This is a genomic window from Streptomyces sp. NPDC058683, from assembly GCF_042716195.1.
GTDB lineage: Bacteria > Actinomycetota > Actinomycetes > Streptomycetales > Streptomycetaceae > Streptomyces.
Genome location: NZ_JBHXSK010000020.1, coordinates 175,211 through 188,031, shown reverse-complemented (window position 1 = coordinate 188,031; position 12,821 = coordinate 175,211). Strand labels below are relative to the sequence as shown.

Sequence of the window (12,821 nt, the reverse complement as noted above, 5' to 3'; positions counted from 1 at the left end):
CCCCCGGCCTTCGGCCGGGGGTGCCCCCACCTCTTGGTCCGCCGCGGAGGCGGCTGATGGTCCACGCCGCCTCCGCCGTGCAGCTGCACGCACCAGTCCCCGCTCACCGGGGCTGATCAGCCCCGCCGCTGTCCTGCGGCCTGATCAGAGCGACAGTCCCCGGACAGCGAGCCCTGCAATCAGCCGACGGTCCACTTCTGGTTGGCGCCGCCCGAGCAGGTCCAGATCTGCAGCCGGGTGCCGTTGGCCGAGGTGTTGCCGGTGACGTCCAGGCACTTGTTCGCCTGCGGGTTCACGATGTCGTTCGCCGCGGAGACGGCCCACTTCTGGGCGGCGCTGCCGTTGCAGTCGTAGAGCTGGACCGTCGTGCCGTCCGCCGTGCCACCGCTGGTGACGTCCAGGCACTTGCCGAGCGCGCGGATGGTGCCGTCGCTGCCGACCGTCCACTGCTGGGCGGCGCTGCCGTTGCAGTCGTAGAGCTGGACGGCGGTGCCGTTGGCCGAGCTCGCCCCGGCCACGTCCACGCACTTGCCGGCCAGGCCCTTGATCGCGACGCCGGCCGCGGTGTCACTCGTTGTGACCGACACCGAGTCCACGACCAGCTGCGCCGGGAACGCCGTGGAGCTGTTGGGGTCGCCCGGCCAGTAGCCGCCGACGGCCAGGTTCAGGATCAGGAAGAACGGCTTGTTGAACGCCCAGGTGTTGCCGCCCACGTCGGCGGGGGTGCGGGTCTGGTAGGTGATCCCGTCGACCGACCAGGTGATCGAGTTGGGCGCCCAGTCGACCGCGAAGGTGTGGAAGGCGTCCGCGAAGGCCTGGCCGTTCGCCAGCGTGTAGCCGGCGCCTATCCCGGCCGAGCCCGAGTAGCCGGGGCCGTGGATGGTGCCGTGGATGGTCGAGGGCTCGAAACCGACGTTCTCCATCACGTCGATCTCACCGGAGTTCGGCCAGCCGACCGACCCGATGTCGGTGCCGAGCATCCAGAACGCCGGCCACATGCCCTGCCCGCGCGGGATCTTCATCCGGGCCTCGACGTGCCCGTACTGGGCGCTGAACTTGCCGGAGGTGTTCAGCCGGGCCGAGGTGTACTGACAGGTGCCGTACCAGCACTGGTAGTTGGCGGGGTTCTCCTTCTTGGCCGTTATGACCAGGTGGCCCTGGCCGTCGAGGGCCGCGTTGTTGGTGCCGGAGGTGTAGTACTGCCGTTCGTGGTTGTTGACGTTGTCGCCGGTCTCCAGGTTCCACTTCGAGGAGTTGACCGCCGAACCGGCGGCGCCGTCGAAGGTGTCGGAGAAGGTCACGGCGGCCGCGCCGGCGTCGGCGGCCTCGGCCCGGTGCGCGGGACCGACCGCGACGGATCCGACCAGCGCGGCGGACAGGGCGGCGAACAGGCATCTGCGGATAAGGCGTGGGGAGGCCACGGCTCGTCCTTCCGTACGGCGGCCGGGTGCGGGGAGGCAGCCGGCCGGGGTGGGGGGTGAAGGCGTCGCCTCTTGATTTAAGAGATGAGATAAGTGGCGCGTCAATACCTTGGTACGGACCAGTGTCGGACGATCAGATGACGATCCTCCCGGGCTCCGTCGCGGTGCGTTCCCGGGCGGGTCATGCCTTCGCCTTCTTCGGCTTGCGCGCGTGGACCGCCCGGCCGAGCCGGCGGCCCAGCAGCAGCCAGCCGATCAGCGCCCCCGAGGTGTTGAGGATGACGTCGTCCACGTCGAAGGCGCGTCCTTCGACCAGCGCGCCCTGGGCCGTCTCGACCATCAGCATCACGAACGCGGTGAGCAGCAGTACCCGGAAGATGCCCCGGGCGCGCGGCACGAGGACCGGCACGATGATCCCGAACGGGATGCCGAGCACGATGTTCCCGCCGATCTGCTTGACCGCGTCCCGCAAGGCGGGCTGGTCCAGATAGATCTTGAGGGAGCGGCCGGGATGCAGATTGGTGTGCGCGATCGACACGGACGCCGGGGACGGATCCAGCGTCAGCCGGGCCAGCGCGACGGCGAACGCCACCATCGCCGCGAACGCGCACAGCATGGCCAGCACCCGCAACGGCAGCGGGAGCGGACGGCGTTCGGTGCCGCTGGCCTTGGCGGTGCGGTTCGGCCTGCCGGTGCCGCCGCTCTTCCCCCCGCCGCCTGCTTTCTCGGTACGGGCCGCCTTGCCGACGCGGCCCTTCTTCCCGGTGCCGGCCTTCGTGGTGGTCTCCGGTGCGGCGCGGCGAACGCCGACGGCGCGGGCGGCCTTGGTCAGTACCCCGGTCTGTTTGCCGGTGTCCTTGTCCGTGTTCGTCCCCTCGTTCTTCTCGGCCCTGGTCGTGCGCAGGCGCGAGGCGGCACTGGCCATTTGGTCCTCCACTGGTGAACGGTCCCGCGTGCTAGCCCAGTTACCCAGGAAGCGCCCGGAGATGCCCTCGCCCACGGCGGCGGCCGGAGCGGACCCGAGGTTTCCGTCCACGCTCCCCGGGCACTCCGGATCCGTTCCCGCGTGCCGTCGCGCCCCGCGACGGACGCGGTGCTTGGATGCCGGAGGCGGCGAAACGGACATAGCGCCACAAGGCGACCCAGGGAGGCGGCGTATGACCGGACGTACGGCGCTCGTCGCCACAGCAGACTTCCTGGCCTGGTGGGCCGGACTGGCCCTGCTCTAACTGGTGTTCATCGGCACCGTCGACACCCTGGAGCGGATCGTCGGCGCGAGCGCGGCGGCCGTCGGCGCCCTCGCGGCCCGGGCCGGCCGACGGGCGGTGACCTGGCGGTGAACGGCTGGATCCTGGCCGCGACCGTGCTGCTGGCCGGGGGAGCGGGCACCGCCCTGTGGGCGGTCGCCAACGGCCCGCTGGGCCGCCGGATGGTCGCCCAGAACCTCGCCACCTCGGCGGTCTGCCCCAGCCTGCTGCTGCTCTCCCAGGGCTACGGCCGTCCGTCCTACCTCGATCTCGCACTGCTCCTCGCGCTGCTGGGCCCGGTCGGCACCCTGGTCTTCGCCCGGCTGCTCGCGGACGACCTGGCGGGCGAGCGGCCCGGCGCCCGGGGCCTGACCTGGACGGCGGCCGGGGTCGGCGCGGTGGTCGTGCTGGTGCTGTGCGCGGTGACCGGACCGGGGCGGGCGACGGTGAAACTGCTGGTGATCGGGGCGTTGCTGATCGGCGGGAACGTGGTCGCCGCACGCGCGCTGTCCGGCGGGTTCCGGGGGGTGCGCGGTGGCTGACGCGGTGATCGTCGTCGCGCTGCTGCTGACGGCCGCCTCGGCGACCGCGGCCGTGGCCACCCGTGACCCGGCCCGCCAGGCCCTGGTCCTGTCCCTGCTGGGTCTGGTCCTCGGTGCCCTGTTCACCGTCGCCCTGGTCACCGGCCTGTACATCGTCGCGCACGGTCAGCTCAGCCCCGGCGGCGGCTTCCAGGGCGGGGTCGTCGCCGCGACGGCCCTGCACCTGCTGTACCTCGGTGCCGACTACCACGCCCTGGAACGGGTGCGCCCGATCGGCGTCTTCGAGGTCGCCGACTCCCTGGCCGCCTGCGCCTACCTGGTGCTGGGCCTCTTCGGGCTGCTGGCCGGCACCGCGTTCCTCGCCAACACACTGCTGCCGTACGGCACGTTCAACACGCTGTCCTCCGGCGGCCTGGTCCCGCTGCTGAACGCGGCCATCGGCATGGAGGTGGCGAGCGCGGTCGTCGTCCTGCTCGCCCGTTTCCTCGACCAGGCCGTGGAGATCGAGGAGGAGAACGGGAGTTGAGCCGCCGATGATGCACGTCTTCCCCTATCTGGTCGCCGTCTGGATCTTCCTGGCGGGCTGTTACGGCCTGGCCACCAGCCGGAACCTGATCCACGCGGTCGGCTGTCTGGCCGTCGTCCAGTCGTCGACGTACGTCCTGCTGCTCGCGGTCGGCTACCGCGACGGCGGCACGGCACCCGTCTTCTCCGATCTCAGGCCCGACACCCGCCCGCTGGTCGACCCGGTGGTGCAGGCCCTCGCCCTGACCGACGTGGTCGTCGGCGCGACCGTCACCGCGCTGCTGCTCGCGCTGGTCCTGCAGATCGCCAAGCGGCACGGCACGGTCGACCCGGACGAACTGACGGAGCTGCGCGGCTGATGCACCACCTGCTGCCGCTGCTCGTGGCCGTCCCGCTGCTCGGCGCCACCCTGCTGGTGGCCGGCGGCCGCCGCCTGCACCGGGTCCTCGCCGAGAGCCTCGCCTGCGCGGTGTGCGCGGGCACCTGCGCCCTCGCGCTGATCCTGCTGCTCGACTCCGCGCCCCCGCTGGTCGAGTGGGCGGGAGGATGGCGGCCGGTCGGCGGGGAGAGCGTCGGGATCGTCCTGGTCGGGGACGGCCCCGCGCTCGGCATGGCCGCCCTCGCCTCGCTGCTGACCCTGGCCGCACTGGTCTATTCCTGGCGTTACTTCGCGGAGCCGCCACGCCGGCACGCGGGCTCCTTCCCGGCGCTGATGCTGGTCTTCCAGGCCGGGATGTGCGGCTTCGCCCTCGCGGGCGACCTGTTCAACGCGTTCGTCTTCTTCGAGCTGATGAGCGTCGTCGCCTACGCGCTGACCGGCTTCCGCATCGACGAGGCGAAGGCGGTGCAGGGGGCGCTGACCTTCGGCGTGGTCAACTCCCTCGGCGCGTACGCCATGCTGACGGGCATCGCCCTGCTGTACGCCCGTACCGGCGAGCTGGGCATGGCGAAGATCGGCCACGGCCTGGACGCGCACGGCCGTCCGGACGCGCTGGTTCTCGCCGCCTTCGTCCTGGTGCTCACCGCACTGCTGGTCAAGGCCGCCGCGGTGCCCTTCCACTTCTGGCTCCCGGACGCCCACGCCGTCGCCCCCACCCCGGTCTGCATGCTGCTCTCCGGAGTCATGGTCGAGCTCGGCGCCTACGGTGTGTGGCGGGTGTACGGCACGGTCTTCGCCGGCCCCGGCGGCATCCCGGCCGCCGACCTGGAACGGGCGCTGGTCGTCCTCGGGACGCTCACGGCCGTGCTGGGCGCGTTCATGTGCTGGCACCAGCGGCACATCAAGCGGCTGCTGGCCAACTCCACCATCGCCCACACCGGGCTGTTCCTCGTCGGCCTCGGCGTCCTGACCCCGGCGGGCGACTCCGGGATCGCCCTGTACCTGCTCGGGCACGCCGGAGTGAAGGCCGCCCTGTTCGCCTGCGCGGGGATCCTCCTGGACCGTTACGGCAACGTCGACGAACGCGCGCTGCACGGCCGGGCCACGGAACTGCGCACGGTGGGCGTCCTGTTCATCATCGGCGCACTGGCCCTCGCGGGGCTGCCGCCGTTCGGCACCGCGCTCGGCAAGTCGGTCGCCGAGGAGGCGGTGGGCGCTCCGCTGACCGTGCTGTACGTCGTCGTGTCGGCGGTGACGGCGGGGGCGGTGCTGCGGGTCGCCGCCCGGGTCTTCCTCGGCCTCGGGGACCGGCCGCCCAGGGGCGACGCGTACGAGACCACCGGGGACGGTGAGGAGCCCGAGACCGAGGGCCGGCTCGGGCGGATCCCGCGCACGATGACCGCCGTCCCCGCCGTCCTGCTGGCCGGCGCCCTCGCCTTGGGCCTCGCCCCCCACTTCCCGGAGGCACTGGCCCGGGCCGTCGACAAGGGCAGGACCCCGGCCGCCGTCCACTGGACGGCGACCGGGGTCCTGCTGGGCTGCCTCTCCACCCTCCTGGCCGTCGGCCTGGCCGCCCTCGCGGTCACCCGCCCCGGCCTGCTGGTGGCCCGGGGCCGGGCGCTGCCGCTGCGCCGCCTGCAGTCCGGGCACGTCGGGGACTACGTGGCCTGGCTGCTGGTCGGCGCCGCGACGCTCGGGGCGCTGGCCCTGCCCGGTGTGCTGGGGGGCTGAGCCGACGGTCTTGATCACACCGTCTTGATCACACGGTCTTGATCAGACGGCGATGATCAGACGGTCCTGATCAGACCGTGCCGTAGGACACGTGCACCTCCGTGAAGCCGAGGGAGTGCAGCAGGCCCTCCAGCATGTCGGTGGTGTTGGTCTCGGCCCGGGTGGTCAGACCGCTGGTCTTGGCCGCGTCCGAGATGTGCTTCACGGCCAGCTTCTGCACCGCCTGCTCACTGTTGGGGTTGTCCGAGAACAGGTCGCCCAGCCGGTCCAGCAGACCGCGCTCCTTGGAGACGGCGTAGGAGTGGTCGGCGTCCAGAGTGGCCTTGCCCAGCTGCGCGTGCGGCAGCCGAATGGTGGCCTCGGTGCGGTCGTCGTTGACCGTCACGTCCTTCTGGCCGATCTTCCCGAGGTCGACATAGGAATCGACGTTGCCCGCTCCGACGTACAGGGTGCGGGTGCCGCGGATCGCGCTCGGCAGGTACTTGGCGTCCTTCTCCAGGTCCACGACGACCTGGAAGTTGCCGGACGCGGCGTCGTAACGGCTCATGTCCTGGATGGACTTGAGCAGCGCGGGGCCCGTGTTGTCACGGGTCTCCGTGCCGAACAGGTCCTTGATGCCCGGCAGTACCGCCAGCTTGATCCCGGCGAACAGCACCACGAGCACCAGCACGAACGCGGTGAGAAGCTTCGCCCAGCCGGGCATGCGCCGGGGCCGGGCCTTGACAGGGGCCTCCTTCGCGGAGGTCTCCTTGCTCTCCTTGGTGGAACTCGCCATGTGACGGTCCTCCTTTCCAACGAGACGAATGCCCGCCGAACGCCTTGCCAGACCGTGTTGTTGGCCGATTGAGACAGCTGACGCAGGACTGGTACACGCTTTAGCGTGGAGTGACCTCCCGTCGGCGTGCCAGGAGCCCCGGATGACCGCAGAAAGCACTTCCCGGCCCCTTTGTCCGATGCACCGCATGACGTTTCCCGAGTCCGGACCGCCCCGGCTCACCACACTGGCGACCGGCACCCCGGTATGGCTCGTGACCCGGTACCACGACGTCCGTCAGGTGCTCATGGACCAGCGCTTCGACCGCAGTTCCCTGCACGCCGAGGACGCCCCGCCGCTGCTCGTCGTACCGAACCTGCTGAGCGACCCCGACGGGCTGGTGAACCAGGACGGTCCGGGCCATCAGCGGCTGCGCGGCACGGTGCAGCGGGCGTTCACCCCGCGATCCGTCGCCCGCTGGCGGCCCTGGGTGGCGTCGGTGGTCGAGTCCCTCCTCGACGAGCTCGCCGCCACCCCGCGCCCTGCCGACATCGTCGAGGGGTTCACCCGGCGGCTTCCCGTGTCGGTGATCTGCCGGCTGATGGGGCTCGACCACATCGACCGCGAGCGCATCCGGCACTGGGCCGACCACGCCCTGTCCGGAGGTGCGCACAGCGCCGAGGAAGTCAGGTGCGCCATGGGGGAGTTCGGGGTCTTCGGGGCCGAACTGGTGGCGCAGCGGCGGGCCCGGCCCGGTGACGACCTGGTCAGCGGGCTGGTCACGGCAGGTGACGCGCTCGGCATCGGGGAACGCCAACTCGTCCGGCTGGTCTGCGGTCTGGTGGTCGCCGGACACGAGACCACGATGTCCGCGCTCGGCAACATCGTCGTCTACCTCCTCACCGACGGGCATGCCGACTGGCCGTCTCTCGCGGTGGACGAGGAGGCCGCGGCGACGGCGGCCGAGCAGCTGCTGCGGACCGTGCCGCTCAGTGAGGGCCGGGTGCTGCCCGGGCTGCTGCGCAGGGCCGTCGAGGACGCCGTGGTCGGCGGCGTCCCCATCCCGGCGGGCAGTGTCGTCGCCGTCCAGACCAACGCGGCGGGCCGCGATCCTGACGTCCATCCGCCCGGCCCGCCCGACCTCACCGCACCCCTGCCCGTGCCGAGCGTCGTCTTCGGCGCCGGTCCCCACCACTGCCTGGGCGCCTGGCTGGCCCGCCTGGAGATCACCCTCGCGCTGCACCGGCTCGCCGTCCGCTTCCCGGGCCTGCGCGCCGAGTTCACTCCCACGGCGATCGACTGGCGCGAGGGCCAGATGACCCGCAGCCCGAGGCACCTGCCCGTCTCCTGGTGAGTCCCGGAAGCAGGCGACTCGGACGTCAACGGCTCACCGTCCTCAGGGCCGTCAACGGCTCACCGTCCGCCGGGCCGGACCAGGCCGTGGTCGAAGGCGAACACCACCGCGTGCACACGGTCCCGCAGCGCGAGTTTGTCGAGGACCCGGCCGACGTGCGTCTTCACCGTGGCCTCGCCGACATGCAGCCAGCCGGCGATCTCCGCGTTGGACAGCCCGCGCCCCAGCAGAAGCAGCACCTCGCGCTCCCGGCCGGTCAGCCGGGCCAGCCGCCGCGCGGTCTCCGGGTCCGGCTCCACCGGGGTGGCGCGGGCGAACTCGGCGAGCAGCCGCCGGGTGACCGACGGGCCGAGCAGCGCCTCCCCGGCGGCCAGGGTGCGGATGCCCTCGATCAGCACCTCGGGCGGGCTGCGCTTGAGCAGAAACCCGCCGGCGCCCGCCCGGACAGCGGCGAAGACGTACTCGTCCAGCTCGAACGTGGTCAGGATCAGCACCTTCGGCGGCTGCGGGCCGGCGGTCAGCTCCCGGGTCGCCGCGACCCCGTCCAGCACCGGCATCCGTACGTCCATCAGCACCACGTCGGGAGCCACGGCCGCCGCCAGCCGCACCGCCTCGCGCCCGTCGGACGCCTCCCCGACGACACTCAGGTCGGGCTGGGTCCCCAGCATCATGCGCAGCCCCGCCCGCATCAGTTCCTCGTCGTCGGCCAGCAGTACCCGGATCATGACGTCTCCTCCAAGGGAATCGTCGCCCGTACCCGCCAGCCGCCGTCGGCCACCGGCCCGGCCTCCACGACACCACCCCGTGCGGCCACCCGCTCGCGCATGGCGGTGAGCCCGCGCCGTCCGCCCGGCGGACCGGCGGCGGCGCCCTTGCCGTCGTCCGTGACGACGGCCACCACACGATCACCCGCGATCTCGACGCCGACGACCGCGTGCGCGGGCCGCGCGTGCCGGACGACGTTCGTCAGCGACTCCTGCACCACCCGGCCGACCGTCTCGGCGACGGCGGGGGAGAGGCGGCTCAGCGACTCGTGCGCCGGGAGGCCGAGTTCGGCCGGGACATCGGCGGGCAGCCGGGCCACCAGCGTACGGAGCGTGGCCTCCAGGTCGTACGAGTCCGTCAGCAGCCCCAGCACCCGGTCCAGGTCGGTCATGGCGCTCCGGCCGACCTCCTCGATCCGTGACAGTGCCTCCCGGACCGGGGGAGCCGCGCCGCCGAGGGCCAGCCGGGCCGCGCCGGCATGGGTCACCATCACGGTCACCGCGTGGCCCACGGCGTCGTGCAACTCCCGTGCCATGCGCGCGCGTTCGGCGGCGACGGCCTGCTCGCCCGCACGGGCCCGCAGCGCCTGACGGGCCTCGTGCCCGGCCCGCTGGGCGCGACCGGCGAGCCAGGCCACACCATGGGCGGCGACGGCCGGGACGAAGGCGTTCGAGTCGCCCGCCAGGGCGAGGCCGACCGCGAGGACCGGCACCCCGGCGACCTCCACGGCGGTGCGTGCGGGCCGGGACTGCACGACGAGGGCGAGCGCCAGCGCAGTGGCCAGGGACACATTGGTCACCTCGGCCCCGGACGCGACCGCCGCCACACTCGCCCCGGCGGCCGTCCACAGCGCGCACGCGGGGGCGAACCGCCGCCCCGCGATCGCGGCGAACCACACCACCGCACAGGCCCGTTCGACGACCGGCCCCGCGAAGGCGGACGCGGTGTGGTCCGAGGGGCCGATCGCGATGACGGCCGACAGATAGGCGACGACCACATCGAGCAGCACCCACCACACCCCCCGGTCGACGAGGTGGTCGGGCCCCCAGCGCTCTCTCAGCTCCCCCACGCGATCAGGCTAGGGGCGGAGCGCGGGGCGGGGCGTCCACCCGGGGGCGGACCCGGTGTCCGCCCCGGCGGGGACCGACCGCCTGCGCGACGGCGGACGCGGCCTCCCGGCCCCCGCCCGCAGCATCGCCGTATGACGACGACTCAACTCCCGCCGCGGACACCGCATACGGCCGGCACCGCCCGGCGTGCCGCCCGGTTCATCGGCCGTTCCCTGCTGGTCGCCCTCGGCGTGCTGCTCGCGCCCCTCGCCGCCGTCGCCGCGCTCTGGGCGACCGCGACCGTCACGGGCCACCTCGCGCTGCTCCTCGCCGCCGCGGCCGCCGCACTGGTCCTGGTGTGCGGGGCGGGGGTGTACGGAGGCGTCCGGCGACGCGGCGTCACCGCCCTGGTCACCGGCGCCGTGCTCCTCCTCACCTCGCTGGCCGCCTGGGCCACCGTGCTCCGGCCCCTGCACGAGACACCTCCGACCCCGCACTCGCGTCCCACCGGCTACTGGGACCTGGCCACCGGCTCCCGCCTCGCCTACACCCACCAGCCCGCCCGGGGCCGGGCCCGCCCCACCCCGGTGATCGTCCTGCACGGCGGCCCGGGCACCCCCGGCGACGGCCCCGACCCGCTGGAACAGCGCCTCACCCGGCAGGGGTACGACGTCTGGTCGTACGACCAGCTCGGCTCGGGCCGCTCCGGGCGGCTCGCCGACCCCACCGGCTACACCGTCGCCCGCCAGGTCGCCGACCTCGAAGCCGTCCGGGAGCGGATCGGCGCCGACCGGGTGGTGCTGCTGGGCGCTTCCTGGGGCGCGACGCTCGCCGCCGAGTACCTCGCGGAGCATCCGGAGCACGTGTCCCGGATGGTGCTCACCTCGCCGGGCGTGCTGTGGGCGCCGGCCTGGCAGGACCGCCAGGAGGGCGACATCTGGGACCGGCTCACCGACGAGCAGCAACGGCGGCTCGACGAACTGGAGGCCAGCCCCCGGCTGCTGGCCTGGTCGCTGTTGATGGAGGCCAACCCGCGGGCCGCCCACGCCCTGGTCCCGGACGCCGAACTCGACCCGGTCTTCGCCAAGTTGCTCGACATCGCCGCCCCGGCGGCCACCTGCCACCCCGACCGCCCGCTGCGCGACCTCCCGGGCTCGCTCCCCGGCTTCTACTCCAACCAGCTCATCACCGCCGACCAGTCGAAGGTCTCCGACCCGCGTCCCGCACTGCGCCGCGTCCATGTCCCCGTCCTGGTGCTGCGCGGCGGCTGCGACTACAAGAACCCCGGTATCGCCCGCGAGTACGCCGACGTCCTGCCCGGGGCGCGCCTGGTCACCGTCCCCGGCGCCGGCCACCTGATCGACGTCGAGCGGCCCACCGTGTACCGGCGTACGGTCACCGGCTTCCTGGCCGACTAGACCCGCGCCGCCAGCTCCGCGATCCGGCATGCCGACACCGAGCCCGGATCCGCTGTCACGAGGACGACCTCCTGGTCGTCCTCCGGTACCAGCAGGACATCGCAGTTCAGCCGCAGCCGCCCCAGCTCCGGGTGGTCGAGGACCTTCGTGCGATGCCCCGGGGCGTGCACCGGATGGGTCGCCCAGATGCGCCGGAACTCCGTGCTTCCCGCGTGCAACTCGCCCAGCAGCGAGGTGAGTTGCACGTCGTGCGGATACCGCTCGGCCGCCCTCCGCAGCCGGGCCACCACGATGTGACCGAATTCCCCGGCGCTGGAGCTCGGGTACATCCGGCCCTGGCCCAGGAAGCGCCGTCGCGCCAGGTTGGTCGTGCCGCGTCCCAGGTCCCCGCCGAACAGCAGCTGGGCCAGGGGGTTCCAGGCCACCAGGCCGTAGGAGGCGTCGGTGACGATCGCCGCGGTGTCGGGCAGCCGCTCCAGCATCCCGGCCACGTGCGGGCGCACCCGCCGGACCGCCGTGGGGGCGGGCGGCGCCGCGGCCGAGCCGGCCAGCCGGAAGAGATGGCTGCGCTCGGCGGGGGCCAGCCGCAGCGCCCCGGCCAGGGCGTCCAGGACGCGCGGGGAGGGCCGGGGGCCGCGGGCCTGCTCCAGCCGGGTGTAGTAGTCGACGGACATGTGAGCCAGCTCCGCGACCTCCTCGCGGCGCAGGCCGGGCGTACGGCGCGGGACGGTGCCCGGCGCGAGTCCCACCGTCCGCGGACGCAGTCCCGCCCGGCGCTCCCGCAGGAAGCGGGCCAGTTCCTGCCTCGCCATACCGCCGCCTCCCCGGTCCGCCTGGTACAGGTGGTCCCTGGCAGGACGGACGCGGCCGGGGAACCGTGGCTGTCATGAACGATCGCACAGCACTCGTCACCGGTGCCAACAAGGGCATCGGCTTCCATGTCGCCCGGCTCCTCGTCGAGGCGGGCTTCAGTGTCCACGTGGGTTCCCGGGACATCGAGCACGGCGAGCGGGCCGTGGCGGAGATCGGCGGCGACGCGCGGCTCCTGGTCCTCGACGTCACCGATCCCGGCAGCATCGAGCGCGCCGCCGCCCGCGTCGACCGCCTGGACGTCCTGGTCAACAACGCAGGCGTCCAGCCGGTCACCGGCCCGCCCGCCGAGACCGGCGTCGACGACCTCCGGCGGACCTACGAGACGAACGTCTTCGGTGTCGTCGCGGTCACGAACGCCTTCCTGCCCGTCCTGCGCCGCTCCGCCCACCCGCGCGTCGTGAACGTCTCCAGCGGCACCGCGTCCCTCACCTGGAGCACCCACCCCAATCCGCAGTTCGCCCACGGCAGCCCCCGGTCCGCGGCCTACCGCTCCTCGAAGGCCGCGCTCAACGCGCTGACCGTGTTCTACGCCCAGGAGCTGGCCGAGGACGGCATCAAGGTGAACGCCCTCGCCCCGGGGCGGCGGGCCACCGACCTGGTCCCCGGGGCGGCCGAGGGGGGCGGCGATCCGGTCGAGGGGGCACGAGGGGCCGTACGGCTGGCGCTGCTGCCCGACGACGGGCCGACCGGCGGGTTCTTCTCCTGGGACGGCACACCCGTGCCGTGGTGAGAGCGCAGCGGTCCGTAGCATGAGCGCGTAGCC

General features: G+C 73.1%; 12 protein-coding genes and 1 pseudogene. 7 read left to right on the top strand and 6 right to left on the bottom strand.

Annotation, left to right across the window (positions count from 1 at the left end):
- Window positions 1-179 precede the first annotated feature (179 nt).
- Complete coding sequence (locus ACFWXC_RS23355) at window positions 180-1,421, bottom strand: ricin-type beta-trefoil lectin domain protein (RefSeq protein ID WP_384481532.1); 1,242 nt, start codon at window positions 1,419-1,421, stop codon at window positions 180-182.
- 181 nt (window positions 1,422-1,602) lie between these two features.
- Window positions 1,603-2,253 carry a VanZ family protein gene (locus tag ACFWXC_RS23350; RefSeq protein ID WP_384481548.1) on the bottom strand — a complete coding sequence of 217 codons (651 nt, stop codon included), beginning with the start codon at window positions 2,251-2,253 and terminating at the stop codon, window positions 1,603-1,605.
- A gap of 504 nt (window positions 2,254-2,757) precedes the next feature.
- Here ACFWXC_RS23350 and ACFWXC_RS23345 point away from each other — a divergent pair.
- The 4 genes and pseudogenes from ACFWXC_RS23345 to ACFWXC_RS23330 all read left to right on the top strand — a co-directional run bounded on the left by ACFWXC_RS23345 (window position 2,758) and on the right by ACFWXC_RS23330 (window position 5,845).
- On the top strand, window positions 2,758-3,210 hold the full coding sequence (locus tag ACFWXC_RS23345; protein ID WP_384481530.1) for a monovalent cation/H+ antiporter complex subunit F: 453 nt from the start codon (window positions 2,758-2,760) through the stop codon (window positions 3,208-3,210).
- Window positions 3,211-3,274: 64 nt separating this feature from the next.
- Window positions 3,275-3,736, top strand: a pseudogene (locus tag ACFWXC_RS23340) (MnhB domain-containing protein); the annotation flags it as partial.
- A 7-nt stretch (window positions 3,737-3,743) separates the two neighbouring features.
- Complete coding sequence (locus ACFWXC_RS23335) at window positions 3,744-4,094, top strand: sodium:proton antiporter (RefSeq protein WP_384481528.1); 351 nt, start codon at window positions 3,744-3,746, stop codon at window positions 4,092-4,094.
- Complete coding sequence (locus ACFWXC_RS23330; RefSeq protein ID WP_384481526.1) at window positions 4,094-5,845, top strand: complex I subunit 5 family protein; 1,752 nt, start codon at window positions 4,094-4,096, stop codon at window positions 5,843-5,845. The genes ACFWXC_RS23335 and ACFWXC_RS23330 overlap by 1 nt, the downstream gene beginning before the upstream one ends.
- A 70-nt stretch (window positions 5,846-5,915) precedes the next feature.
- On the opposite strand, the gene ACFWXC_RS23325 is transcribed toward ACFWXC_RS23330, so the two are convergent.
- Window positions 5,916-6,548 (bottom strand): DUF4230 domain-containing protein, encoded by a 633-nt coding sequence (locus ACFWXC_RS23325; protein ID WP_351745035.1) that lies wholly within the window; start codon window positions 6,546-6,548, stop codon window positions 5,916-5,918.
- Between the two features lie 214 nt (window positions 6,549-6,762).
- On the opposite strand from ACFWXC_RS23325, the gene ACFWXC_RS23320 reads away from it, so the two are divergent.
- On the top strand, window positions 6,763-7,953 hold the full coding sequence (locus ACFWXC_RS23320) for a cytochrome P450 (protein WP_384481524.1): 1,191 nt from the start codon (window positions 6,763-6,765) through the stop codon (window positions 7,951-7,953).
- Window positions 7,954-8,012: 59 nt separating this feature from the next.
- Here ACFWXC_RS23320 and ACFWXC_RS23315 read toward each other — a convergent pair whose 3' ends face one another.
- Both ACFWXC_RS23315 and ACFWXC_RS23310 read right to left on the bottom strand, forming a co-directional pair.
- Window positions 8,013-8,678, bottom strand: a complete 666-nt coding sequence (locus ACFWXC_RS23315; protein WP_384481522.1) for a response regulator — start codon at window positions 8,676-8,678, stop codon at window positions 8,013-8,015.
- On the bottom strand, window positions 8,675-9,787 hold the full coding sequence (locus ACFWXC_RS23310; protein WP_384481520.1) for a sensor histidine kinase: 1,113 nt from the start codon (window positions 9,785-9,787) through the stop codon (window positions 8,675-8,677). The genes ACFWXC_RS23315 and ACFWXC_RS23310 overlap by 4 nt, the downstream gene beginning before the upstream one ends.
- A gap of 132 nt (window positions 9,788-9,919) precedes the next feature.
- On the opposite strand from ACFWXC_RS23310, the gene ACFWXC_RS23305 reads away from it, so the two are divergent.
- Window positions 9,920-11,185 carry an alpha/beta fold hydrolase gene (locus ACFWXC_RS23305; protein ID WP_384481518.1) on the top strand — a complete coding sequence of 422 codons (1,266 nt, stop codon included), beginning with the start codon at window positions 9,920-9,922 and terminating at the stop codon, window positions 11,183-11,185.
- Here the strand turns inward: ACFWXC_RS23305 and ACFWXC_RS23300 are convergent.
- Complete coding sequence (locus ACFWXC_RS23300) at window positions 11,182-11,997, bottom strand: helix-turn-helix transcriptional regulator (protein WP_384481516.1); 816 nt, start codon at window positions 11,995-11,997, stop codon at window positions 11,182-11,184. The genes ACFWXC_RS23305 and ACFWXC_RS23300 overlap by 4 nt on opposite strands.
- Window positions 11,998-12,071: 74 nt before the next feature.
- Here ACFWXC_RS23300 and ACFWXC_RS23295 point away from each other — a divergent pair, with 74 nt between their 5' ends.
- Window positions 12,072-12,788 (top strand): SDR family oxidoreductase, encoded by a 717-nt coding sequence (locus ACFWXC_RS23295; RefSeq protein ID WP_384481514.1) that lies wholly within the window; start codon window positions 12,072-12,074, stop codon window positions 12,786-12,788.
- The last annotated feature ends 33 nt before the right edge of the window (window positions 12,789-12,821 follow it).